This is a genomic window from Sphingomonas sp. MM-1, from assembly GCF_000347675.2.
GTDB lineage: Bacteria > Pseudomonadota > Alphaproteobacteria > Sphingomonadales > Sphingomonadaceae > Sphingomonas_E > Sphingomonas_E fennica.
Genome location: NC_020561.1, coordinates 2900959 through 2920225, shown reverse-complemented (window position 1 = coordinate 2920225; position 19267 = coordinate 2900959). Strand labels below are relative to the sequence as shown.

Here is a 19267-nt window from a genome sequence, read left to right as displayed (position 1 = left end):
ACCTTCTATCGCACTTCGCCATGACTCACGACATTCATATCATCGGCGGCGGGCTGGCCGGGTCAGAGGCCGCGTGGCAGATGGCCGAGGCCGGATATCGCGTGCGGCTTTCCGAGATGCGCGGCGTGGAAGGCACGCCCGCGCACAAGACGGACGACCTGGCCGAGCTGGTCTGTTCCAACAGCTTCCGTTCCGACGACGCGGCAAGCAACGCCGTCGGCCTGCTCCATGCCGAGCTTCGCCAGCTTAACTCACTCATCATGGCCTGTGCCGACGCACATCGCGTGCCGGCGGGCTCCGCGCTGGCCGTGGACCGGGACGGCTTCTCCGCCGCCGTGACGAAACGGGTTTCGGATCATGAGCGGATCGAGCTGGTGCGCGAACGCGTGGACGGCCTGCCGCAAGGCCCGGCGATCATCGCCACCGGCCCGCTGACGGCCGCGCCGCTCGCGCAATCCATCCTCGCCGAAACCGGCGAGGCGGAACTCGCCTTCTTCGATGCGCTGGCCCCGATCGTCCACCGCGACACGATCGACATGGACGTGGCCTGGTTCCAGAGCCGCTGGAACAAGGGCGACGGCAAGGATTACATCAACTGCCCGCTCGACAAGGACCAGTATCTCGCCTTCATCGATGCGCTGATGACGGGCGAGAAGACCGCCTTCAAGGAATGGGAGGCCGATACGCCCTATTTCGACGGCTGCATGCCGATCGAGGTGATGGCCGAACGCGGCGTCGATACGCTGCGCCACGGGCCGATGAAGCCGGTCGGCCTCGATGATCCGCGCACCGGGCGCTGGCCCTATGCCGTCGTCCAGCTCCGCCAGGATAATGCGCTCGGCACGCTGTGGAACATCGTCGGCTTCCAGACGAAGCTGAAGCATGCCGAACAGGTCCGCATCTTCCGCACCATACCGGGGCTGGAAAAGGCGGAATTCGCCCGGCTGGGCGGGCTGCACCGCAACACCTTCATCAATTCGCCGCGCCTGCTGGATGGCGAGCTGCGGCTGAAGAGCGCGCCGCACATCCGCTTCGCCGGCCAGATCACCGGCTGCGAAGGCTATATCGAATCCGCCGCCGTCGGCCTGCTTGCCGCGCGTTTCGCCGCCGCCGATCTGGGCGGCCGCACGCTGGCGCCGCCGCCGGTCGAAACCGCGCTCGGCGCGCTGCTGGGCCATATCACCGGCGGCGCGGATGCGGAGACGTTCCAGCCGATGAATGTCAATTTCGGCCTGTTCCCGCCCATCCCCGGCCGGACGAAGAAGGCCGACCGCAAGCTGCTCTATACGACGCGCGCGCGGGAAAAGCTGGCCGACTGGATCGACGCCGCCGCCTGATCCTCAGCCCTCCTCGCCCTCGTCGCGCGCGGGCGGCGGCGGGCAATTGGGGCGGGCGGGCGCCTTGCGGGCGACGCGGGTGGCGGCGAACTCGGCGGCGTCCAGCGCGCCCGAACGATCCGCATCGGCCTGGCCGAACTTGTCGATCGTGCGGACGGCATATTCCTCGAACGAAAGCCGGCCGTCGCCATTGGTATCGAGCTTGGCGAAGGCCTTGCGCCGCGCCGCCAGATATTCCTCGCGGCCGACCCGGCCGTCCCTGTCGCGATCGTAGCGGGCGAAGCGGCGCTGCTCGCGCGTCCGCTCGCTCGCCTGGGGCGGGTCCCTATCCGCGCCCGCATCGGCGGGTGCTGCGATCAGCGGGGCCGGCGGCAGCGCGGCCGGCCCCGCATCCGCCGCCCGCCCGCTCCACCAGAAGAAACCCGCAGCCGCCAGCAGCAGCGCCGATGCGACGCCCGCCAGGAATCGCGCCATGATCGCCTCCCCCATGTCCCCTGGGGCGGAAGGCTATCGCGTCTCCGCTCAGCGGCCAAGCAGTCCCGCAACGATCGCCCGGCCGAGCCGCGCCGGCGATCCCTGCCGCCGCGCCGCCGGATCGCCCGCCCGCGCATCGCGCCGCGCCAGCGCCGCCAGCACGCCCAGCGGCCGCAGCGCGCGCGGCCAGCGGCGCCGCGCCAGCAACGCCGCCGCCCGCGCCTGCAATTCCGCCCGATCCTCGTCCGGCCCATCCCCGGCGGCCAGCCGGTCGATCAGCGCCCAGCCCTCCCCGGCATCGGCCAGGTCGCGCGGCGCGGCCTCGCCCAGCAGCCGCGCCGACAGATCGAATAAGGCGCCCCCCCGCGCGCGCGCGTGACGACCAAGGTCCGGCGGCAGGTCCGCCAGCGCCGCCCAGCCTTCCTCCAGCGCCGCGACATCGGCGCCGGCAAGGCCCAGCGGCAGGATATGCGCCGCCACGTCCTGCAGCAGCGGCTCGTCCGGCGGGGGGCCGTCGTCCAGCGCCTCCAGCGCCTCGCGCCACCAGGCCAGGCGGATCGCGCGGATCATCGGCTCCTGCGCCATCGCCAGCACCGCGCCCAGCCGCTCGTCCAGCCGCCACAGCACCGCCAGCGCCGCCCGCCGGTCCGCCGGCGCATAGACAAGCGCGAGCGCGCGTTCGGGATCGTCGGGCGGGATCATGCCGCCCGCCATAATCCCGCCGCGCGCGCCGCCCAACCGATATTGCGCAAGCCCACGGCCGAACGATGGCAACGCCGCGTTAACCACGGGATTTCAGATAGCCTTAGCCCTTCCCTGCGATGAAGGCAGACAGGCGCGCGTGGGGCGCCGGGCGGGGCGACCAAATGGCTCGGATAAACGAACGCGAAATACGCAATCATCCGAAGGGCCTGCACGAAAAGGGCCGGCGCGGATTCCTGGCACGGCTGCGCGACGACACCCGCGGCAACGTGCTCGCCATCGCCACGGCGGCGATTATCCCGCTGCTCTGCCTCATCGGCTCCGGCATCGATCTGAGCCGCGCCTATGCCGCCCAATCGCGCCTGCAAGTCGCCTGCGACGCCGCCGCCCTCGCCGGCCGCCGCGCGATGAGCGCGGGGGTGGTGGACAGCACCGTCACCACCGAAGCGGAGAAATTCTTCAACTTCAACTTCCCGCAAGGCAGCTTCGATACCGATCATTTCACCTTATCCACCAAGGCCAAGGACGGCACGGAAAAGGGAAAGACGACCGTGCTGGTGAGCGCGCAGACGCGCATCCCGACATCGATCATGAAGATATTCGGCTTCGAATATCTGCCGCTCTCGGTCACATGCGATGCGCGCCAGGATTTCGTGAACACCGATGTCATGCTGGTGCTGGACGTCACCAAATCGATGGATGAAAATCTTGGCGGCAGTCCCAAGATCGCCGCCCTGCGAGAGGCCGTTATGGCTCTCTACGACGAGCTGGCGCCGGTTCAGGATCAGCTTAAAAAGGCCGGCCTGCAACTCCGCTACGGAATCGTGCCCTATTCCAGCAACGTGAACGTCGGAAACGTGGTTAGGGGCATAAACAATAGCTATGTTGAAAGCGATAAATGGACTTACCATTCGCGAAAGTTGACATACAAGCACACCAAGGCTGTCAACAACCAATCCGATTGCAACGCTATTCCTGCCGAATATCGCTCCTATAGCAACAAGCAATGCACATATTATGATTCCGACAGCACAGGCAATCAGTCCACCTGGATATACATGCCCGTAGAGTATGATATCGCCAATTTCGTCAAGGGCAACGAGGTGGACGTCCCGTCCAGGGATAGCGGAACGACGAAGAAAGCCAAGTGGGCGGGCTGCATCGAGGAAGCCCAAACGACGTCATCGATCACGACGTCTTCGGACTATACCATCCCCTCCGGCGCCCATGACCTTGACCTGGACCTCATTCCGAACAGCAAGGAAACCCGCTGGAAACCCTTCTGGCCAGAGGTAACCTATCTTCGTGCAGCGGGAACGAGCGCGGATATCAATGGTGAATATCTGCCCAGGAAGGGGACTCTGACGACACCGGAAAACGCCTATACGGCCTGCCCGTCCGAAGCTCGCCGGCTCACCGCCTGGTCGAGAGACGACCTCAAGGCCTATATTGATAATCTGGTCACCACCGGCGGCACCTATCACGATATCGGGCTGATCTGGGGCGGCCGACTGCTCTCCCGAAAAGGCGTGTTCAAGAGCGACAATCCCGAGCAGGTCGGCAGCATGCCCGTCAGCCGCTTCCTGATCTTCCTGACCGATGGCGCGCTGGCGCCGAATGTCGACAGCTATTCCGCTTATGGCATCGAACAACTCGACAGGAAGATCACCGGCACCGCAAACACCTCGACCCAGACGAGCCGCCACGAGCAGCGGTTCAAGATGGTCTGCCACGCGATCAAGGGCCAGAGCGTGTCGATCTGGGTGATCAGCTTCACTTCCACCGATCCCAGTGCCGCGCTGAAGGAGTGCGCCAGCAGCCCGAATCAGGTTTCGAAATCGTCCGATAAAGCCCAGCTGATCGCCAAGTTCGTGGAAATCGGCAAGAATATCGGCTCGCTGAGGCTCACCCAATGACGCGCGCGCGCCGGAACCGGCTCGCCCGCGACCAGCGGGGCGCCACCATCGTCGAACTGGCATTCGTGATGCTGCCGTTCCTGGGCATCCTGCTGGGCTTCATTGATTTCGGTTACAGCATGTATCTGGGATCGGTGGTGGAGGGCACCGTCCACCGGGCGGCGCGGCTGGCCACGGTGGGCGATATGCCCGCCGATAAGGTGGACGAATATATACGCGATCAGCTTTCCGCTTTCTCCAACACCGCCACGATCGAGATCGAGAAGACCAACTATTACGAATATTCGGGCATCGGCCGGCCGGAGAAGATCACCAAGGATCGTGGCCCAGTGGGCGAAGACCCCAGCGACTGCTTCGAGGATCTGAACGGTGACGGCATCCGCAACACCGTCGCCGGACGCGCCGGCCTCGGTGGATCGGATGACATCGTCTATTACAAGGTGACGGCCAGTTTCGAGCGGCTGGTGCCGCTGACCAAGATCTTCGGCTTCTCGCCCACGGCCACCGTCAGCTCCGGCACGGTGCTGCGCAACCAGCCTTATGCATCGCAGACCATCCCCAAGGAGGTATGCCCCGGTGGCTGACCTCTCCACCCTCCACCGCAGCCAAAGTGGCGTGGCGATGACCGAATTCGCCTTTGTCCTTCCGCTGCTGCTGCTGCTCGGGCTAGCGGGCATCGAAACGGCCAACTATGCCATCGCCCATCTGCGCATCAGCCAGATCGCCATGGCCACTGCCGACAATGCCGCGCGCGTGCGCGATTCGATCGACGAATATGACATCAACGAGCTGTTCATCGGCGCCAAGCTGGTGGGCCAGAGCATCGACTTCGCCGATCATGGCCGGATCATCCTGTCCAGCGTGGAGCCCCGCACGGTCGCACCGACCATGACCAACGGCAAACCCAACCAGTGGATCCGCTGGCAGCGCTGCTTCGGGATGAAGCAGGCCGCCTCCAGCTTCGGCGCGCCCAGGACCAAGGGCGGGACGATCATCACCAATGGGAGCGAGGCGGATTCGGACGCCACCAAATCCAGCGACCAGGCCAAATCCCTGCCTGAAGCCAACGGCACCCCCACGCCGACCGGCATCGGCCCGGCCAACAACCAGATCGGCGCCAGCCCCGGCACCGCGCTGATGTTCGTGGAGGTCGTCTATGATTATCAGCCGCTGGTCCCCAATTCGATCCTGAAGGATCGCACGATCCGCTACACCAGCGCCTTCAACGTCCGCCAGCGCTCGGATCAGGTGATGAAGACCGGGGGCATCGCCGCCGGTCAGCGCTCCACCTGCAACCGCTATTATAGCTGACGGACTGACGACCCGGCAGGCCCACGGCAAGAGCCCGCCTGCCTTACTACCGCGGCAGCACCCCTCCCAGCATCGGCGGGCCGAAGCGGGCGAAGGCGTGGCTCTTGAGGTCGATCGGCTCCTTCAGCATCTCCACCCGTTCGAACAGGCGGACATAGCCGGAATGGCGGATGCGCCATTCGCCGTCGCGGTGGACGTAATGGTCGTGATAGAGCGCGGTGCCGTGGGTCATGCGGTTGGTGGCCATGTTCACCGCCCAGTCGACCATATACCAGCGCCCCTCGGCTACGGCGCCGTCTTCCGCCACGTCGATCTCGGGCATCAGCGCCAGGTGCATGCCGACATATTGGTTGTTCTGCATCTGGCCGAGCATGGCGATGATCTCGTCGCGCCCGTTCGCCTCGTAGAGGTAGGAACCGCCCTCGTAACGGATCGTCGCCTCGGGCACGAAGCAGCTGGCCAGCCCCTCGCTGTCGCCGCTGTCCAGCATCCGCATGTAGCGATGCTTGAGCTGCTTGATCCGCTCGATATCCTCCAGCCGCAGGGTCATGCGCCTCTCCCGATGCCGCCCGTCATGCCGAACTTGCTTCGGCACCCGTTTTCCGCAGGCGATCCCTTCGCCTGCGGCGCCACAGGCCCCGAAACAAGTTCAGGGTGAAGGAAGGGCCAAGATCATGGCCGTTTAGATTTCCCCGATCATCTCGCACAAGGTGGCCAGGCAATCCTCGGCCAGCCGCTTCGATCGCGCGGGCGACCAGCCGAAGGCGGCGTCGGGCAAGTCGTCATTGTCCTTGAACGGCATTTCCAGCGTCATCGCCACGCAATCGAAGCGGTTGGCGAGCTGGTTGGTGGACATGGAGAGGTTGGCCTTGCCGGGGGGCGCCGTCTCATAGCCGTGCGCCGTCTGGAAATCGGGCGTGCGGGCAGCCAGCGTGTCGCGGAAGCGGGCGTAGAGCGCGCCCTGCCTCTCGGTCCATTTGGGAATGCCCTCGAACCCCGCGAGGAAGACATGGGGGATCGCCTCGTCGCCATGCACGTCCATGGCGAAGTCCACACCCGTCTCGTCCATCCGCGCCAGCGTGTGGAGCACCTCCGGGCTGCGTTCCGCCGAGGGCTTGTGCCATTCGCGGTTCAGGTTCACGCCGGCCGCATTGGTGCGCAGGTGGCCGCGCCGCGAACCATCGGGGTTCATGTTGGGGACGATGTGGAAGGTGGCGGCCGCGCGCAGCCGGCGGGCCACGCTGTCCTGCCGGTCGGTCAGCCGTTCCAGCGCGCCTTCCATCCACCATTCGGCCATGGTCTCGCCCGGATGCTGGCGGGCATAGAGCCACACCTGCCGGGGGCCGTCCCCCAGCGAGAGGCAGTCGATCTCCTGCCCGTCCAGCGTGCGGCCGAGCGAACGATGGGTCACGCCCTCGCGGCTGGCGATCCGGGCGACCAGATCATGATGCCGCTCCATCGAATAAGGCGCGAAATAAGCGAACCAGGCATTGTTGGTGGCCGGCATGTGGCGGATGGTGAGCACGCCGTCGGCATAGTCGGTCTCCGCCTGCCGCCACGTCTCGCGATCCTCGGACACGCGGGCGCGATAGCCGGGCCAGCCGCCCGGATAGGCCGATCCGCCCGCGTTCAGGATGCGCAGCGTCACCGTCCGTCCCGCCGCGCCCGTCAGCCGGAAATGGAACCATTGGTAGAAGTCCGACTCATGATCGCGGGCGATCTCCAGGTCGAACCGGTCCCCTTCCCGCCCCTTGACGATGATGTTGCCGCTGTCGAACGCCGCCGAAATGCCGATATCCATGTCACCCATACCTACGCCTGCACCGATTACTTCACCGTCACCACGCGGCCCGATTCGCCGGGGAAATCCTTGAACAGGGCGGCGGCCAGCCGCTGCACCGCGGCGGCCGGGGCCGCGCCCGGCGTGCCGGCGCGCGCCTCGCTCCTGGCGCGGCCTTCCCAGATCACCGTGCCTTCGGATCGGCGCTTGATCTGCACCGCAAGCTCGGTCAGGTCCACGTCCCTGGACTTGCTCTTGCCGATCGGGAAGCTCACCCCGCCGCCAACGCCCACGCCGCCGCCATAGCTGCCGCCGCCCAGCCCCACCGACACGCCCGATCCCGTATCCGCATCGCGGCGGGTGCGCCGCGTCACATCGACCACGGCGACCAGCTCGGACTTGGCGATGCCCGGCGCCAGCCGGAAGTTCAGCCGGGCCAGCTCGGCGCTCACCGCCTCCGCCTGGCTGCGGAATTCGAGGCTGTTGGCCAGCGTGGGATCGCGCGGCTCCACCACGATCTCGCCGCGGGCGATCGGCTGGCCGAGGTGGAATCGCGTCACCTGCACGGGCGGCACCTGCGAGGCGCAGCCCGCGACGAGCGTCAGCACGAAACCGGAAAGAACGAGGCGGCGAAGCGACATGGAGAGATTCCCCAGCTATGTTGAAGCACCACATGGACGTGGATCGAAACGCTTGTCCAACGTCTTTTGCTGCATGCCGCGCGCAAAGGCCGCGCACATGCTTGACTCGGGGCCGGGCGTTGAATAGGGGAGCGCCTCGCTTTTTCCAGACTGATGACAAGATAAGGCAGGCGTTCAAGCCATGAAGATCCGCAATTCGCTCAAATCGCTCAAGGGGCGTCACCGCGACAATCGCGTGATCCGTCGTCGTGGCCGCACCTACGTCATCAACAAGACCAACCGTCGCTTCAAGGCGCGCCAGGGCTGATCCACGCCCGGCCGATGGCCGTCATCTTCGATGTCGGCCACGTCCTTTTCGACTGGCATCCCAGAAACCTCTATGCCCGCCTGATCCCCGATCGGGCGGCGCTGGAGGATTTTCTCGCGCATGTCGTTACCTTCGAATGGCACAGCCAGCACGATGCCGGCCGCCCGTTCGCGGAAACCAGCGCGGAGCTGGCGACGCTCCATCCCGAATATGCGCCGCTGATCGCCCAGTTCGGCCCGCGATTCGGGGAGATGGTGCCCGGCCCCATCCCCGGCAGCCCGGAAATCGTCGCCGCGCTCGACGAAGCGGGCGTGCCGCTGTTCGCGCTCACCAACTTCTCGGCCGAATTCTGGCCGCCCTTCCGCGCGGATCATGCCACGCTGTTCGATCGCTTCCGTGATATCCTCGTCTCCGGCGAGGAGAAGCTGGTGAAGCCCGATCCCGAAATCTTCCGCCGCGCCATGGCGCGATTCGGCCTTGCCCCCGGCGAGGCGCTGTTCGTGGACGACCGGGCGGACAATGTCGCCGCGGGCGAAGCCGCCGGGCTGATCGGCCACCATTTCCGCGATGCGCCCACGCTGCGCGCCGATCTCGTTGCGCGCGGGCTGCTGCCGGGCTGATCGCCGATGGCCGGCGGCGATCCCCACGATCTCGCCCGCTTCCTCGCCGCGCAGGAAGCCAGCTACGCCGCCGCGCTGGCGGAGATCACCGCCGGCGCCAAGCGCAGCCACTGGATGTGGTTCGTCTTCCCCCAGATCGAAGGGCTCGGCCACAGCGTCATGGCCCAGCGCTACGCCATCGCCTCGGCCGCCGAAGCCCGCGCCTTCCTCGCCCACCCGATCCTCGGCGAAAGGCTGCGCGCCATCACCCGCGCGCTGCTGGCCCATGCCGGCCGGCCGCCGGAAGCGATCATGGGCGGCATCGACGCCCTCAAGCTCCGCTCCTCGCTCACCCTGTTCGATGCGGTCGCGGCCGATCCCGCCGCAGAACCCTTCGCCGCCGCGCTCGACGCCTTCTACGACGGCCAGCGCGACGCCCGCACGTTGGAGCGGCTTTAGGATCCGATCCCTCCCCTCCCTTTCAAGGGAGGGAAGCGACCGCCCCTACCCCACCCGTTCGATCAGCGCCTGCGCCGCCGCCGGATTGCGCACCTTGGCGCCGGAAATGAAGAACAGGAACACGTCCCGCCCACTCGCCGGCGGCGCGCTCGGCGCCACATGATCGAGCCCGCGCGGCTGGTGCCCCCCAGCCCAGCTCCGCGCGACATCGGCCCAATGGTCGAGCGCCGCCGCATCATAGCCGGTCGCCACCTCCTCGCGCGATTGCTGCAGCCGGGCATAGACGAAATCGGCGGTCAGATCGGCGATGGCGGGATATTCGGCATGGTCGGCAAAGACGATCGCCACGCCATTGTCGCGCGCCAGATCGACGAAGGCGGGATCGCGGAAGCTTTCGTGCCGCACCTCCACCGCATGGCGCAGCCGCCGGCCGCCTTGCCCATGCGGCAGCAGCTTCAGGAAGGCGCCGAAATCCTCGCGGTCGAACTTCTTGGTCGGCATGAACTGCCAGAGGATCGGGCCGAGCTTGTCGCCCAGCTCGGTCAATCCCTGCCCCAGGAACTTGGCGATCGAATCGCCCGCCTCCGCCAGCACCCGGCGGTTGGTGCAGAAACGCGATGCCTTGGCGGTGAAGACGAAGCCCTCGGGCACGGCGTCCGCCCATTTGCGCCAGCTTTCCGGCTTCTGGGTGCTGTAATAAGTGGAATTGATCTCGATCGCGGTGAGCCGCTCCGCCGCATAGGCCAGCTCCTTCGCCTGGGGCAGCTTCTCCGGGTAGAAGGTGCCGCGCCACGGCTCATAGTTCCAGCCGCCGATGCCGACGCGGATCGCGCCGTGGCTCAAAGCTTCGCCCCGTCGAAATGCTGGACGGCGATGGCATCGGGGTCCACCTCCTCCACGCAGCGCAGGTTCACCGCGCGGGTCGCGCTGCCGTCCGGCGCCGTTCCCTCGGCGAAGGGCTGGCAGCCGCAGGTGGTGCAGAAGCGGTGCGTGATGGCGTGGCGGTTGAACAGATAGCTGCCCAGCGCCTCCTCGCCCTGTTCCAGCCGGAACCGGTCCGCGCCGTAGAAAGCCAGCAGGAAGCCCTTGCGCCGGCAGTGGGAACAGTTGCACGCCACCGCCTGTTCCGGCGGATCGGCCTCCACCGTGAAGGTCACCGCTCCGCAATGGCAGCTTCCGTGCAGCATTCACATCCTCCCCAAATCCTCGTCCGCCACGTCCAGCGTGCGCAGCAACAGATCGTCCGTGACCGTCAAGGTCAACAGCGGATCGTGGGGCGCATCGGCGATCGCATCGACGAAGGCGGCCCGCGTCTCCGGCTCGTCATAGGCCATCTTGGCATCCATGGCGTGTTGCCATGTTTCCTCGTCCGGCCATTCGGCGATGCCGACGAAGCGGCCGTCCGCCGCGCGGTGCAGCCGCGATCCCAGGCTGCCGTAGATGCGCGTGATCAGTTCCGTCCCGCGCCGCCAGGCCGCGCGGAACTGATCCTCCTTGCCGGGGTGGACCCGCCACCAATAGACCGCGACGAACATCCGTCACGCACCCCGCCAGGCGCGCTCCAGCCCGGCGATGTCGATCCTGGTCATGCCCAGCATCGCCTCCATCACCCGCTTCGCCTTCGCCGGATCGGGATCGGCCAGCAGTTTCGGCAGCGCGGTCGGCACGATCTGCCAGGAAATGCCGTAACGGTCGCGCAGCCAGCCGCACTGCTCGGTCTTGCCGCCGGCCGAAAGCCCGTGCCACAGCCGGTCCACCTCCGCCTGGTCCGCGCAGTCGATCTGGAAGGATATGGCGTGGCTGAACTCCGCCCCCACCCCGCCGTTCAGCGCGGTGAAGCGGGTGCCGCCCAGGGTGAAGCCCACCACCAGCACCGTTCCCGCCTGCCCGCCGGGGCTGTCGGCCGGCGCGCGCTGCACCTGATCGATCCGCGAATCGGGGATCAGGCCGGCATAGAAGCGGGCGGCTTCCTCGGCTTCGGTGGCGAACCACAGGCAGGGTGCGATCTTCGACATCGGATTCTCTCCCGATCGGGGGGCGGGGCTCTCGCGGCCCTGTCGTAGCGTCCGACCCGGAAGCGCGGCTTTTGTTCCGCGACCGGGCAAGGGAATTGCGCCATCGAAGGATCGCTTCCCGGTTCCGCCAGCGCGCGAACCGCACTAGTGGATCGGTGGTCTGATTGTCCGGGCGATGCGGATGCACCCGTCCCGGCCAGACCGCTAGGCATGCGGCAAAAAGTGGTTTCAGCCACGCCGGAACCATGATCGAGGGAGAACAGGCTTGGCCGATCGGCAGGATCAGAACAGCGGCACCACCCCCGTGCGCGAGGCGCATCGCTTCGATGAGGCGCGGCTGGCCGCCTGGATGGCCGATAATGTCGCGGGCTATGAAGGCCCGCTGACGGTGGAGCAGTTCAAGGGCGGCCAGTCCAACCCGACCTACAAGCTCACCACGCCCGGCCGCGCCTATGTGCTGCGCCGCAAGCCGCCGGGCCAGATCCTGAAGGGCGCGCATGCGGTGGAGCGCGAGGCGCGGGTGCTATCCGCGCTCGCCACCGTCGATTTCCCGGTGGCCCGCGTCCACGGCCTTTGCACCGACGACAGCGTGATCGGCACCTGGTTCTACGTGATGGACATGGTGGAAGGGCGCATCTTCTGGGATGCCACCTTCCCCCAGGTTTCGCGTGAGGAGCGGCCCGCCTATTTCGACGCGATGAACGCCACGCTCGCCCGGCTGCACGGCATCGATCCGCAGGCGATCGGCCTTGGCGACTATGGCAAGCCCGGCAATTTCTTCGAACGGCAGATCGGCCGCTGGACGAAGCAATATCATGAGGATGTCGAGGCCGGCCGCAACGACGACATGGATGCGCTGATCGGCTGGCTGGAGGCGCATGTCCCGCACCAGGGCGAGGTGCGCATCACCCATGGCGATTATCGCTGCGACAACATGATCTTCCACCCCACCGAGCCGCGCGTGGTCGCGGTGCTCGATTGGGAATTGTCCACGCTGGGCGATCCGCTGTCCGATTTCGCCTATCATCTCATGATGTATCGCCTGGCCCCGCCGATCGCGACCGGCATCGCCGGCGCGGACCTCGCCGCGCTCAACATCCCGTCCGAAGCCGATTATGTCGCGGCCTATTGCGCCCGCACCGGCCGCGCCGGCATTCCGGACCTGCAATTCTACACCGCCTTCAACATCTTCCGGCTGGCGGCGATCATCCACGGCATCAAGGGCCGCGTCGTCCGCGGCACGGCCGCATCCGCCCACGCCCGCGAAATGGCGGAAAAGTTCCCCGCCCTCGCCGCCGCCGGCTGGAAGGCGGCCCAGGGCGGCTAGCTGCGCCGGGAGGGCCGGCGAGGTGCCTTTCCTTGGAAAACGGCCCTTCCGTTCGCGCCACCACCGTCATTCCCGCGGAAACGCCCCCCCAAAACCGTCATTCCCGCGCAGGCGGGAGCCGGAGGCCAGCCTAGCTAGTCCATGGATGCGGTTGGCTCGATTGAGCCGATAGCTCCCGACACAATGGATTCCCGCCTGCGCGGGAATGACGAAGGGGGGAACTGGCGGAATATCCGCCCGCCCCCCGGCACTCCAGTCGTCAGCGGGCCTGCCCAGCCCCCCTCACATCAGAAGTCCACATTCACCGAAAGCCACAGCCGCCGGCCTTCCTGGTTGATCGAATAAGCCGGCGTGTAGGCCGTGGTCGTCCCGCTGGGATAGGGCAGGTAGATGGCATAATCGGCGGCGGTGACGACGATGGTGTCGGCATCGACCTGCGGCCCGGCGTCCGCCGCAAGGGCCGGATCAACGGCCAGGCCAAAGGCGATAAGGGCTGCGCCGGCGAGATGCCGTGCGCGCGACGTGGATCGGAAGCGCCGGCAACGCCCTCCGGCCCCGCAGGCCGTCGGCTCTCGTCTCGTGGCGCGGCAATAGCCCGGCCTTGGGTCATTTTGCCGCATTCCCGTTTGCGGTTTCGCCGCCTAGAAGGGGCGGCCATGACCCAAGCCAGCTTTCCCGCCCTCCGCCTCCGCCGCACCCGCGCCTCCGCCTGGAGCCGCGCGCTCGTCGCCGAAACGCATCTGTCGCCGGCGCACCTGATCTGGCCGCTGTTCGTGACGGAGGGCCAGGGCGTCACCGATCCGGTGAAGACGCTGCCGGGGGTGTCGCGCCATTCGATCGACCGGATCGGCGCCGTGGCGAAGGAGGCGAAGGCGCTGGGCATCGGCTGCCTCGCCCTGTTCCCCAACACCCCGCGCGATCTGCGCACCGACGACGGGCGCGAGGCGCTCAATCCCGACAATCTGATGTGCCGCGCCATCCGCGCCATCAAGGATGCGGTGCCCGATATCGGCGTGCTCACCGATGTCGCGCTCGATCCCTATACCTCGCACGGGCATGACGGGCTGGTCGACGCCACCGGCTATGTCCTCAACGACGAGACGAGCGAGTTGCTGGTCGCCCAGGCGCTGGTGCAGGCGGAAGCCGGCGCCGACATCGTCGCCCCTTCGGACATGATGGACGGCCGCGTCGGCGCGATCCGCGCCGCGCTGGAGGCCGGCGGCCATCGCAACGTGCAGATCATGGCCTATTCGGCCAAATATGCGAGCGCCTTCTACGGCCCCTTCCGCGATGCGGTGGGATCGGGCGGGCTGCTGAAGGGCGACAAGCGCGCCTATCAGATGGATTATGCCAATGCGGAGGAGGCGCTGCGCGAGGTCGCGCTCGATCTCGCCGAGGGCGCGGACAGCGTGATGGTGAAGCCCGGCCTGCCCTATCTCGACATCATCCGCCGGGTGAAGGAACGGTTCGAGGTGCCGGTGTTCGCCTATCAGGTGTCCGGCGAATATGCGATGATCGAGGCCGCCGTCGCGGCCGGCGCGGGCGATCGCGACGCGCTGGTGCTGGAAACCCTCACCGCCTTCCGCCGCGCGGGCTGCTCCGGCATCCTCACCTACCACGCCGCCCACGCCGCCCGCCTGCTCGCGGGCTGAGGGCGGGCCGCCGGGGCCCCGCGCCCGTCTTGCAGGCCCGGCCGAGCCGACCCGCATGCCTGCCGTCGCCCCGGACCCGGTCCGGGGCCATCCCTCCACGGAGGCTGCCCCCAGGAGCCTCCCGGCGCCCGCCACGCCCCCCGGATCGACCCCGCGTGGCGGAGCCTTCGGGGCCGGCCCGCACCTGCACCCCGGATGCCGATCCGCCCCCGCGCGCTTCCGGCGAGCCCTGCCGTCGCCATCCGGCCATCGCATCAGGGCCGCTCGATCAGCCGCCCGCCCGCACCAGCCGGCCGCTCCGTATTGCCATCACGCTCGCGCGCTTATCCCCAAACGAAAACCGCCGGCCCCCTTGCGAGGGCCGGCGGCCTTCCTCCCCGATAAGGGAATAAAGCGGATCAGGCGGCCTGCGGCGCGATCCCGCGGCGACGGCTGCGCAGGCCGGTGCCGATCAGGCCGAAGCCGGCCAGCATCAGCGCCCAGGCCGAAGGCTCGGGAACCGCGGTGATCGCGAGATTGTCGACCTCGAACGAGTTCGAGTCCGAAGAGAAGCGGATGCCGGTGATGATCTTGCCGGCATCGGCCCACACGGTCAGGCGGCCATTGGCGGACGGGCTGGTCTGGTTGCCATCGGCATCGCCGTTGAAGATGGTGTCGCCGCTCAGGTCGGCGGTGGTGCCGTCCGAATATAGCAGCGTCATCAGGTTGTAGCTGTCAAGCGAGCCGACATCGATGCTGAAGCTCGTCGCGGCCGGCAGGCTGATCTCGGCATAGCCGCCGCCCAGCACCGAAAGATAGCGGCTGCCATCGCCCGCGCCCGGCAGCGCGCCGGTGCCGCCGCTGGTCGCGGCGTCGAGGAAGCTGAAGTTGATGCCGCTCACCAGGCCGTCGTTCGCGGCATTGTTGAAGTCGGCGATCACGGTTTCGAACGCCTTGGCGCCGCCCTCACCCTGGGCGAACACGAAGGTGGCCGCATTGGCCGAGGTGGCGGCGCAGGTCAGAAGCAGAGCGGCTGCAAGCGTCTTGAACATGGATTCCCTTTCGACGGGGATTGAAGCTGAAAGAGGTATCCCGAAAGTGGTATACCCTCGCCGCCATCACATGCACGGGCCGTGCCAGACGGCCGCGCTGGCGCAATTCCGCGGATTTTGCGGATTTGCCGCAGGGGTTGCTGCGCTGCGGTGTAAAAGTTTCCGACTCTCGCCGCCGCGGCGCTCCCGATATTTGCGATGCCGCCCCGCCCTGCCTAGGACAGGCGCGGGGAGAGACAGATGATCGAGACGAACCGATTGATTCTCCGGCCGATGACGGAGGCCGACAAGCCCTGGGCGGCCGCGCAATGCGCCGATCCGGAGGTGATGGCCTTGCTCGGCGGCCCGCAGACGCGCGAGGCCAGCGACGAGCGCATCGACAAGATGATCCGCCTCCAAGCCGAACGCGGCTTCAGCTTCTTCGGCCTGTTCCGCAAGGCGGACGGCCGGCCGATCGGCCTGTGCGGGCTCAAGCTGTTCGACGCGGAAGGCGCGACGCTGCCCGGCGAGGTGGAGATAGGCTGGCGGCTGGACAAGGATTGCTGGGGCCAGGGCTATGCGCGGGAAGCCGCCTCCGCTTCGCTGGACTTCGCCTTCGGCACGGTCGGCGCGCCGCTGGTGATCGCCATCACCAGCCAGCGCAACGTCGCTTCCTGGGGCCTGATGCGGCGGCTGGGGATGACGCGCCGGCCCGATCTGGATTTCAACGATCCCCGTTTCGGGCCGGAGGACAATCCCACCATCCTCCACCTGATCGAGGCGAAGGACTGGGAGGTCGGCGCATGGAAAACGGCATGACGATAGCAGGCGTCACCCTCCTGCCCTTCGACGGCGCCACGCCGGACGTGTCGCGCGCGGGCTTCGTGGCGCCGGGATCGCGGCTGATCGGCGATGTCGTGCTCGGCGAAGGGGCGAGCGTCTGGTATAATTGCGTGCTGCGCGGCGATGTCGCGCCGATATCGGTGGGCGCGCGCACCAATATCCAGGACGGCACCGTCGTCCACGTCACGACGAAGCAATATGATACGGTGATCGGCGCGGATTGCCTGATCGGCCATCTCGCCATCGTCCATGGCTGCCACCTGCACGATCGCGCCTTCGTCGGCCTGGGGGCGATCGTGATGGATGGGTGTGTGATCGAAAGCGATGCCATGCTCGCGGCGGGCGCGCTGCTCACGCCGGGCAAGCGCATCCTCTCCGGCCAGATGTGGGCGGGCCGCCCGGCCAAATATGTCCGCGATCTGACGGAGGAGGATCTCGCCGCGCATCGCAAGGGCGTGGCCGGCTATGTCGAGCTGGCCCGCCGCCACGCCGCGGCCCTCGCGGGCTAAGGATATCTGGCCGGCTTCGATGGGGCTCCGCCGGGGATCGAACCCCGGTCAGGGGTTGGGCAGCTTGCCCGCCACCTCGCCGAAGGCCCGGCGCTGCGCCTCGTCGATCGCCGAAACCCGGCTCCAGGCGTCGGCCAGCTCGGGCGAGGGGGCGCCGCCGGTCGCGACCACCATCTCGTCCAGGCTGGCCAGCGCCGACGTCACCGGCCCCCGCTCCTGATCCAGCCGGCTGATCGCCTGCTGCGCCGCGATCCACGCCTCGCTTTCCGCCGGCTGCCCCGCCGCGGCGGCCACCGCGCGCCGCGCATCGGCCAGTTCGCCGTCGAATCGCCCGCGCGCCGTCTCCGCCGCGGCAAGCTGCGCCCGGATCGCGGCCGCCGTCGCCGCGTCCGCCGGCACCGCGACCGGCCCGGTCGAATCGCTCACCGGGTCCTCGATCGGCAATTTTTCCACCGCGCGGGGCGCGAGCGAGGGGAAGGAGATGTCCGATCCGGCGCATCCCGCCAGCATCGCCACGGCCAGAATCGCCGCTGCGGGCGCCATCTTCGGGAGGAAAATCATGCCATGGCTTTAGGCCCGCAAATTATTCGCGGCAACGGGCTTGCGCTCCGCTTCGCCCCCGACTAATAGCGCCACTCCAACGCGCCCGTAGCTCAGCTGGATAGAGCATCAGACTACGAATCTGAGGGTCGGACGTTCGAATCGTTCCGGGCGCGCCATTTCGGTTCAAAGGCACGAACGCCTAGCACCGCCGCCTCTACGCCAGAGGCGGCGGTTAGCGTTCGGAGCAGTTCGCTCCGCAGACCACGGATGCGGACCTCCTTCCGGCTCACCACTTCGACCCGCTGCGCGACCGCACGAACCTGATCTCGGGCGAACGTTCCATCGCCGTTCCGCAGCTTCTTGCGCAGCGCGGTCGCAAAGGCGCGCAGGCTCTCCGGCGTGATCGCCGGACCGATCTTCACGATATGCGCCAGCGCGCGTTCGGCATCGCCCTTGGCCTGATCGCGCGTCGCGGTCAGCTCGGCGATGCGATCCTTAAGCGAAGAATCGTTCACGTCGATGACGCCGTTCTCGATCGCATCATAGAGTCGCTTGAGCTTCGCTTCGGCCTCGGTCGCACGCCGCTCAAGATCGGCGACATGCTCGCGGCGCTGGTTCACCCATTCGTCGCGGCGTTCGAGGATCTGATCCATCAGAACTTCGAGCCGCGCCGGGTCGAGCAGCCGCGCTTCGAGATGATCGACCACGGCCTCATTGAGCCGGTCCATCGGCACGGTGATGCCCGGACAGCCGGTCGCACCCTGCCGCGCCTTCGTCGAGCAGGTGTAATAGCGATACTCTCGGCCGACGCTGCTGGTGCCGGTGCGCAGCGTCATCGCGCCGCCGCAGCACGCGCAGAAGCAGATGCCGGTGAGCAGCGTGGGTCCGCCCACCGCCATTGGCGCCATCATCTTGGGGCTGCGCGCCTTGAGCGAGCGTTGCACGGCCTCGAACTCGGCTTCCGACACGATCGCCGGCACTTCCATGACGGCGTGCTCGCTCTCCGGCTTCGGCGTCTTCGTCTTGTGATCGCGGGTGTTGAAACGATGCTGGCCGATATAGGTCGTGCGGGTGAGAACCTGATGCACCGCGCCCAAGCCCCAGCGCCCGCCATCGCGAGTGCGGATGTTGTTCTCGTTGAGCCAGGTGGCGATCGACTTGAGGCCCATCGGCCCTTTGTTATCAACGCCGTTGAGCGCCATGCGGTAGATGCGCCGCACTGTCTCGGCCTGGATCGGGTCGATCTCCAGCTTCTTCTTGATCTTCGCGCCACGCTCGCCTGCCGCAACCACGCGATAGCCGATCGGCGCCCGCGCGCCGTTCCAGAAGCCTTGCCGGGCATTCTCCTTCATCGCACGCAACGTGTGCTTGCCGTTCTCCTTCGACTGATACTCATCGAACAGCGTCATGATCTGACGCATCATCACGCTCATCGGATCGTCGCCCAAATCCTGCGTGATGGAGATCAGCCGAACGCCGTTCTTCGCCAGCTTGCGAACGTAGAACTCAAACTGGAACTGGTCGCGAAAGAACCGCGAGAAGCTGTGGACGAGGATGACGTTGAATGCCGGCGGCTTGACCATCGCCGCGTCGATCATCGCCTGAAACGCCGGCCGGCGATCGTCGGTGGCGGTGTTGCCCGGCTCGACGAACTCAGCCGCGACCTCCCAGCCGCGCGACAGGCAATAGCCTTCGATTTGGCGGCGCTGGTCGGGAATCGACAGGTCGCTCTCGGCCTGGCGGCCGGTGGAAACCCGCAGGTAGAGCGCGGCGCGGGCGGTCGCCACGACCGGCGCCTCATCCTCATCTCGTCGCAGGGCGGCGCTGGTCATGACGCTTCAC

At 67.2% G+C, this 19267-nt stretch carries 24 protein-coding genes and 1 tRNA gene; 12 read left to right on the top strand and 13 right to left on the bottom strand.

All coding sequences use genetic code 11. The annotated features are described in order from the left end of the window. The first annotated feature begins 20 nt into the window (after positions 1 to 20). Positions 21 to 1337 carry a methylenetetrahydrofolate--tRNA-(uracil(54)-C(5))-methyltransferase (FADH(2)-oxidizing) TrmFO gene (trmFO, locus tag G432_RS13935; RefSeq protein WP_015459459.1) on the top strand — a complete coding sequence of 439 codons (1317 nt, stop codon included), beginning with the start codon at positions 21 to 23 and terminating at the stop codon, positions 1335 to 1337. Positions 1338 to 1340: 3 nt separating this feature from the next. Here trmFO and G432_RS13930 read toward each other — a convergent pair whose 3' ends face one another. Beyond that, positions 1341 to 1811 carry an EF-hand domain-containing protein gene (locus G432_RS13930; protein ID WP_041865423.1) on the bottom strand — a complete coding sequence of 157 codons (471 nt, stop codon included), beginning with the start codon at positions 1809 to 1811 and terminating at the stop codon, positions 1341 to 1343. A 48-nt stretch (positions 1812 to 1859) separates the two neighbouring features. After that, complete coding sequence (locus tag G432_RS13925) at positions 1860 to 2513, bottom strand: hypothetical protein (protein ID WP_015459457.1); 654 nt, start codon at positions 2511 to 2513, stop codon at positions 1860 to 1862. A gap of 164 nt (positions 2514 to 2677) precedes the next feature. On the opposite strand from G432_RS13925, the gene G432_RS13920 reads away from it, so the two are divergent. The 3 genes from G432_RS13920 to G432_RS13910 are packed head-to-tail and all read left to right on the top strand — an operon-like array spanning position 2678 to position 5740. Then, entirely contained in the window at positions 2678 to 4429 is a 1752-nt protein-coding gene (locus G432_RS13920) for a Tad domain-containing protein (protein WP_015459456.1), read from the top strand. Beyond that, positions 4426 to 5013: a TadE/TadG family type IV pilus assembly protein gene (locus G432_RS13915; RefSeq protein ID WP_015459455.1), complete on the top strand. Its 588-nt coding sequence runs from the start codon at positions 4426 to 4428 to the stop codon at positions 5011 to 5013. The genes G432_RS13920 and G432_RS13915 overlap by 4 nt, the downstream gene beginning before the upstream one ends. Beyond that, positions 5006 to 5740, top strand: coding sequence for a TadE/TadG family type IV pilus assembly protein (locus G432_RS13910; RefSeq protein WP_236626781.1), 735 nt, complete (start codon positions 5006 to 5008; stop codon positions 5738 to 5740). Before G432_RS13915 ends, G432_RS13910 begins: the two co-directional genes overlap by 8 nt. A 46-nt stretch (positions 5741 to 5786) precedes the next feature. Here G432_RS13910 and G432_RS13905 read toward each other — a convergent pair whose 3' ends face one another. The 3 genes from G432_RS13905 to G432_RS13895 form a co-directional block, all read right to left on the bottom strand. Then, positions 5787 to 6290, bottom strand: coding sequence for a nuclear transport factor 2 family protein (locus G432_RS13905; RefSeq protein WP_015459453.1), 504 nt, complete (start codon positions 6288 to 6290; stop codon positions 5787 to 5789). Positions 6291 to 6422: 132 nt separating this feature from the next. Continuing rightward, positions 6423 to 7541, bottom strand: coding sequence for a M14 family metallopeptidase (locus G432_RS13900; RefSeq protein WP_041864929.1), 1119 nt, complete (start codon positions 7539 to 7541; stop codon positions 6423 to 6425). A 26-nt stretch (positions 7542 to 7567) separates the two neighbouring features. Then, positions 7568 to 8161, bottom strand: coding sequence for a DUF4136 domain-containing protein (locus G432_RS13895; RefSeq protein WP_015459451.1), 594 nt, complete (start codon positions 8159 to 8161; stop codon positions 7568 to 7570). 181 nt (positions 8162 to 8342) lie between these two features. Here G432_RS13895 and ykgO point away from each other — a divergent pair, with 181 nt between their 5' ends. The 3 genes from ykgO to G432_RS13880 are packed head-to-tail and all read left to right on the top strand — an operon-like array spanning position 8343 to position 9526. Further along, positions 8343 to 8468 (top strand): type B 50S ribosomal protein L36, encoded by a 126-nt coding sequence (gene ykgO / locus G432_RS13890; protein ID WP_004210176.1) that lies wholly within the window; start codon positions 8343 to 8345, stop codon positions 8466 to 8468. 14 nt (positions 8469 to 8482) lie between these two features. Continuing rightward, entirely contained in the window at positions 8483 to 9088 is a 606-nt protein-coding gene (locus G432_RS13885) for an HAD family hydrolase (protein WP_015459450.1), read from the top strand. A 6-nt stretch (positions 9089 to 9094) separates the two neighbouring features. Beyond that, entirely contained in the window at positions 9095 to 9526 is a 432-nt protein-coding gene (locus tag G432_RS13880; protein WP_015459449.1) for a DUF1810 domain-containing protein, read from the top strand. A 45-nt stretch (positions 9527 to 9571) separates the two neighbouring features. Here the strand turns inward: G432_RS13880 and G432_RS13875 are convergent, their stop codons facing one another. The 4 genes from G432_RS13875 to G432_RS13860 are packed head-to-tail and all read right to left on the bottom strand — an operon-like array spanning position 9572 to position 11541. Further along, positions 9572 to 10369, bottom strand: a complete 798-nt coding sequence (locus G432_RS13875) for a DUF72 domain-containing protein (RefSeq protein ID WP_015459448.1) — start codon at positions 10367 to 10369, stop codon at positions 9572 to 9574. After that, the gene (locus G432_RS13870; RefSeq protein WP_015459447.1) at positions 10366 to 10713 is read right to left on the bottom strand and encodes a GFA family protein; all 348 of its coding nucleotides are present in this window, start codon (positions 10711 to 10713) and stop codon (positions 10366 to 10368) included. The genes G432_RS13875 and G432_RS13870 overlap by 4 nt, the downstream gene beginning before the upstream one ends. Next, the gene (locus G432_RS13865) at positions 10714 to 11061 is read right to left on the bottom strand and encodes an antibiotic biosynthesis monooxygenase family protein (protein WP_015459446.1); all 348 of its coding nucleotides are present in this window, start codon (positions 11059 to 11061) and stop codon (positions 10714 to 10716) included. A gap of 3 nt (positions 11062 to 11064) precedes the next feature. Beyond that, on the bottom strand, positions 11065 to 11541 hold the full coding sequence (locus G432_RS13860) for a VOC family protein (RefSeq protein WP_015459445.1): 477 nt from the start codon (positions 11539 to 11541) through the stop codon (positions 11065 to 11067). A gap of 265 nt (positions 11542 to 11806) precedes the next feature. Between G432_RS13860 and G432_RS13855 the strand changes: the two genes are divergently transcribed. Beyond that, positions 11807 to 12868: a phosphotransferase gene (locus G432_RS13855; RefSeq protein ID WP_015459444.1), complete on the top strand. Its 1062-nt coding sequence runs from the start codon at positions 11807 to 11809 to the stop codon at positions 12866 to 12868. 287 nt (positions 12869 to 13155) lie between these two features. On the opposite strand, the gene G432_RS13850 is transcribed toward G432_RS13855, so the two are convergent. Continuing rightward, positions 13156 to 13488, bottom strand: coding sequence for a hypothetical protein (locus tag G432_RS13850; RefSeq protein ID WP_015459443.1), 333 nt, complete (start codon positions 13486 to 13488; stop codon positions 13156 to 13158). A gap of 36 nt (positions 13489 to 13524) precedes the next feature. Between G432_RS13850 and hemB the strand changes: the two genes are divergently transcribed. After that, on the top strand, positions 13525 to 14520 hold the full coding sequence (hemB, locus tag G432_RS13845; RefSeq protein WP_015459442.1) for a porphobilinogen synthase: 996 nt from the start codon (positions 13525 to 13527) through the stop codon (positions 14518 to 14520). 398 nt (positions 14521 to 14918) lie between these two features. On the opposite strand, the gene G432_RS13840 is transcribed toward hemB, so the two are convergent. After that, positions 14919 to 15551 carry an Npun_F0296 family exosortase-dependent surface protein gene (locus tag G432_RS13840; RefSeq protein ID WP_015459441.1) on the bottom strand — a complete coding sequence of 211 codons (633 nt, stop codon included), beginning with the start codon at positions 15549 to 15551 and terminating at the stop codon, positions 14919 to 14921. A 240-nt stretch (positions 15552 to 15791) separates the two neighbouring features. On the opposite strand from G432_RS13840, the gene G432_RS13835 reads away from it, so the two are divergent. Both G432_RS13835 and G432_RS13830 read left to right on the top strand, forming a co-directional pair. Beyond that, entirely contained in the window at positions 15792 to 16349 is a 558-nt protein-coding gene (locus G432_RS13835; protein ID WP_015459440.1) for a GNAT family N-acetyltransferase, read from the top strand. Next, the gene (locus G432_RS13830) at positions 16346 to 16882 is read left to right on the top strand and encodes a gamma carbonic anhydrase family protein (RefSeq protein ID WP_041865421.1); all 537 of its coding nucleotides are present in this window, start codon (positions 16346 to 16348) and stop codon (positions 16880 to 16882) included. Before G432_RS13835 ends, G432_RS13830 begins: the two co-directional genes overlap by 4 nt. Positions 16883 to 16930: 48 nt before the next feature. On the opposite strand, the gene G432_RS13825 is transcribed toward G432_RS13830, so the two are convergent. Further along, the gene (locus G432_RS13825) at positions 16931 to 17443 is read right to left on the bottom strand and encodes a hypothetical protein (protein ID WP_015459438.1); all 513 of its coding nucleotides are present in this window, start codon (positions 17441 to 17443) and stop codon (positions 16931 to 16933) included. 81 nt (positions 17444 to 17524) lie between these two features. On the opposite strand from G432_RS13825, the gene G432_RS13820 reads away from it, so the two are divergent. After that, positions 17525 to 17601: transfer RNA gene (locus G432_RS13820), tRNA-Arg, on the top strand. On the opposite strand, the gene G432_RS24450 is transcribed toward G432_RS13820, so the two are convergent. Beyond that, the gene (locus tag G432_RS24450; protein ID WP_015459437.1) at positions 17557 to 19257 is read right to left on the bottom strand and encodes a recombinase family protein; all 1701 of its coding nucleotides are present in this window, start codon (positions 19255 to 19257) and stop codon (positions 17557 to 17559) included. The two genes, G432_RS13820 and G432_RS24450, sit on opposite strands and share 45 nt — an antisense overlap. Between the last annotated feature and the right edge of the window lie 10 nt (positions 19258 to 19267).

What these genes read in the sequence shown, in the direction of transcription:
- trmFO (WP_015459459.1), top strand. Translation starts at nt 21, where the DNA reads ATGACTCACGACATTCATATCATCGGCGGCGGGCTGGCCGGGTCAGAG.
- G432_RS13930 (WP_041865423.1), bottom strand. Translation starts at nt 1,811, where the DNA reads ATGGCGCGATTCCTGGCGGGCGTCGCATCGGCGCTGCTGCTGGCGGCT.
- G432_RS13925 (WP_015459457.1), bottom strand. Translation starts at nt 2,513, where the DNA reads ATGATCCCGCCCGACGATCCCGAACGCGCGCTCGCGCTTGTCTATGCG.
- G432_RS13920 (WP_015459456.1), top strand. Translation starts at nt 2,678, where the DNA reads ATGGCTCGGATAAACGAACGCGAAATACGCAATCATCCGAAGGGCCTG.
- G432_RS13915 (WP_015459455.1), top strand. Translation starts at nt 4,426, where the DNA reads ATGACGCGCGCGCGCCGGAACCGGCTCGCCCGCGACCAGCGGGGCGCC.
- G432_RS13905 (WP_015459453.1), bottom strand. Translation starts at nt 6,290, where the DNA reads ATGACCCTGCGGCTGGAGGATATCGAGCGGATCAAGCAGCTCAAGCAT.
- G432_RS13900 (WP_041864929.1), bottom strand. Translation starts at nt 7,541, where the DNA reads ATGGATATCGGCATTTCGGCGGCGTTCGACAGCGGCAACATCATCGTC.
- G432_RS13895 (WP_015459451.1), bottom strand. Translation starts at nt 8,161, where the DNA reads ATGTCGCTTCGCCGCCTCGTTCTTTCCGGTTTCGTGCTGACGCTCGTC.
- ykgO (WP_004210176.1), top strand. Translation starts at nt 8,343, where the DNA reads ATGAAGATCCGCAATTCGCTCAAATCGCTCAAGGGGCGTCACCGCGAC.
- G432_RS13885 (WP_015459450.1), top strand. Translation starts at nt 8,483, where the DNA reads ATGGCCGTCATCTTCGATGTCGGCCACGTCCTTTTCGACTGGCATCCC.
- G432_RS13880 (WP_015459449.1), top strand. Translation starts at nt 9,095, where the DNA reads ATGGCCGGCGGCGATCCCCACGATCTCGCCCGCTTCCTCGCCGCGCAG.
- G432_RS13870 (WP_015459447.1), bottom strand. Translation starts at nt 10,713, where the DNA reads ATGCTGCACGGAAGCTGCCATTGCGGAGCGGTGACCTTCACGGTGGAG.
- G432_RS13865 (WP_015459446.1), bottom strand. Translation starts at nt 11,061, where the DNA reads ATGTTCGTCGCGGTCTATTGGTGGCGGGTCCACCCCGGCAAGGAGGAT.
- G432_RS13860 (WP_015459445.1), bottom strand. Translation starts at nt 11,541, where the DNA reads ATGTCGAAGATCGCACCCTGCCTGTGGTTCGCCACCGAAGCCGAGGAA.
- G432_RS13850 (WP_015459443.1), bottom strand. Translation starts at nt 13,488, where the DNA reads ATGCGGCAAAATGACCCAAGGCCGGGCTATTGCCGCGCCACGAGACGA.
- hemB (WP_015459442.1), top strand. Translation starts at nt 13,525, where the DNA reads ATGACCCAAGCCAGCTTTCCCGCCCTCCGCCTCCGCCGCACCCGCGCC.
- G432_RS13840 (WP_015459441.1), bottom strand. Translation starts at nt 15,551, where the DNA reads ATGTTCAAGACGCTTGCAGCCGCTCTGCTTCTGACCTGCGCCGCCACC.
- G432_RS13835 (WP_015459440.1), top strand. Translation starts at nt 15,792, where the DNA reads ATGATCGAGACGAACCGATTGATTCTCCGGCCGATGACGGAGGCCGAC.
- G432_RS13830 (WP_041865421.1), top strand. Translation starts at nt 16,346, where the DNA reads ATGACGATAGCAGGCGTCACCCTCCTGCCCTTCGACGGCGCCACGCCG.
- G432_RS13825 (WP_015459438.1), bottom strand. Translation starts at nt 17,443, where the DNA reads ATGATTTTCCTCCCGAAGATGGCGCCCGCAGCGGCGATTCTGGCCGTG.
- G432_RS24450 (WP_015459437.1), bottom strand. Translation starts at nt 19,257, where the DNA reads ATGACCAGCGCCGCCCTGCGACGAGATGAGGATGAGGCGCCGGTCGTG.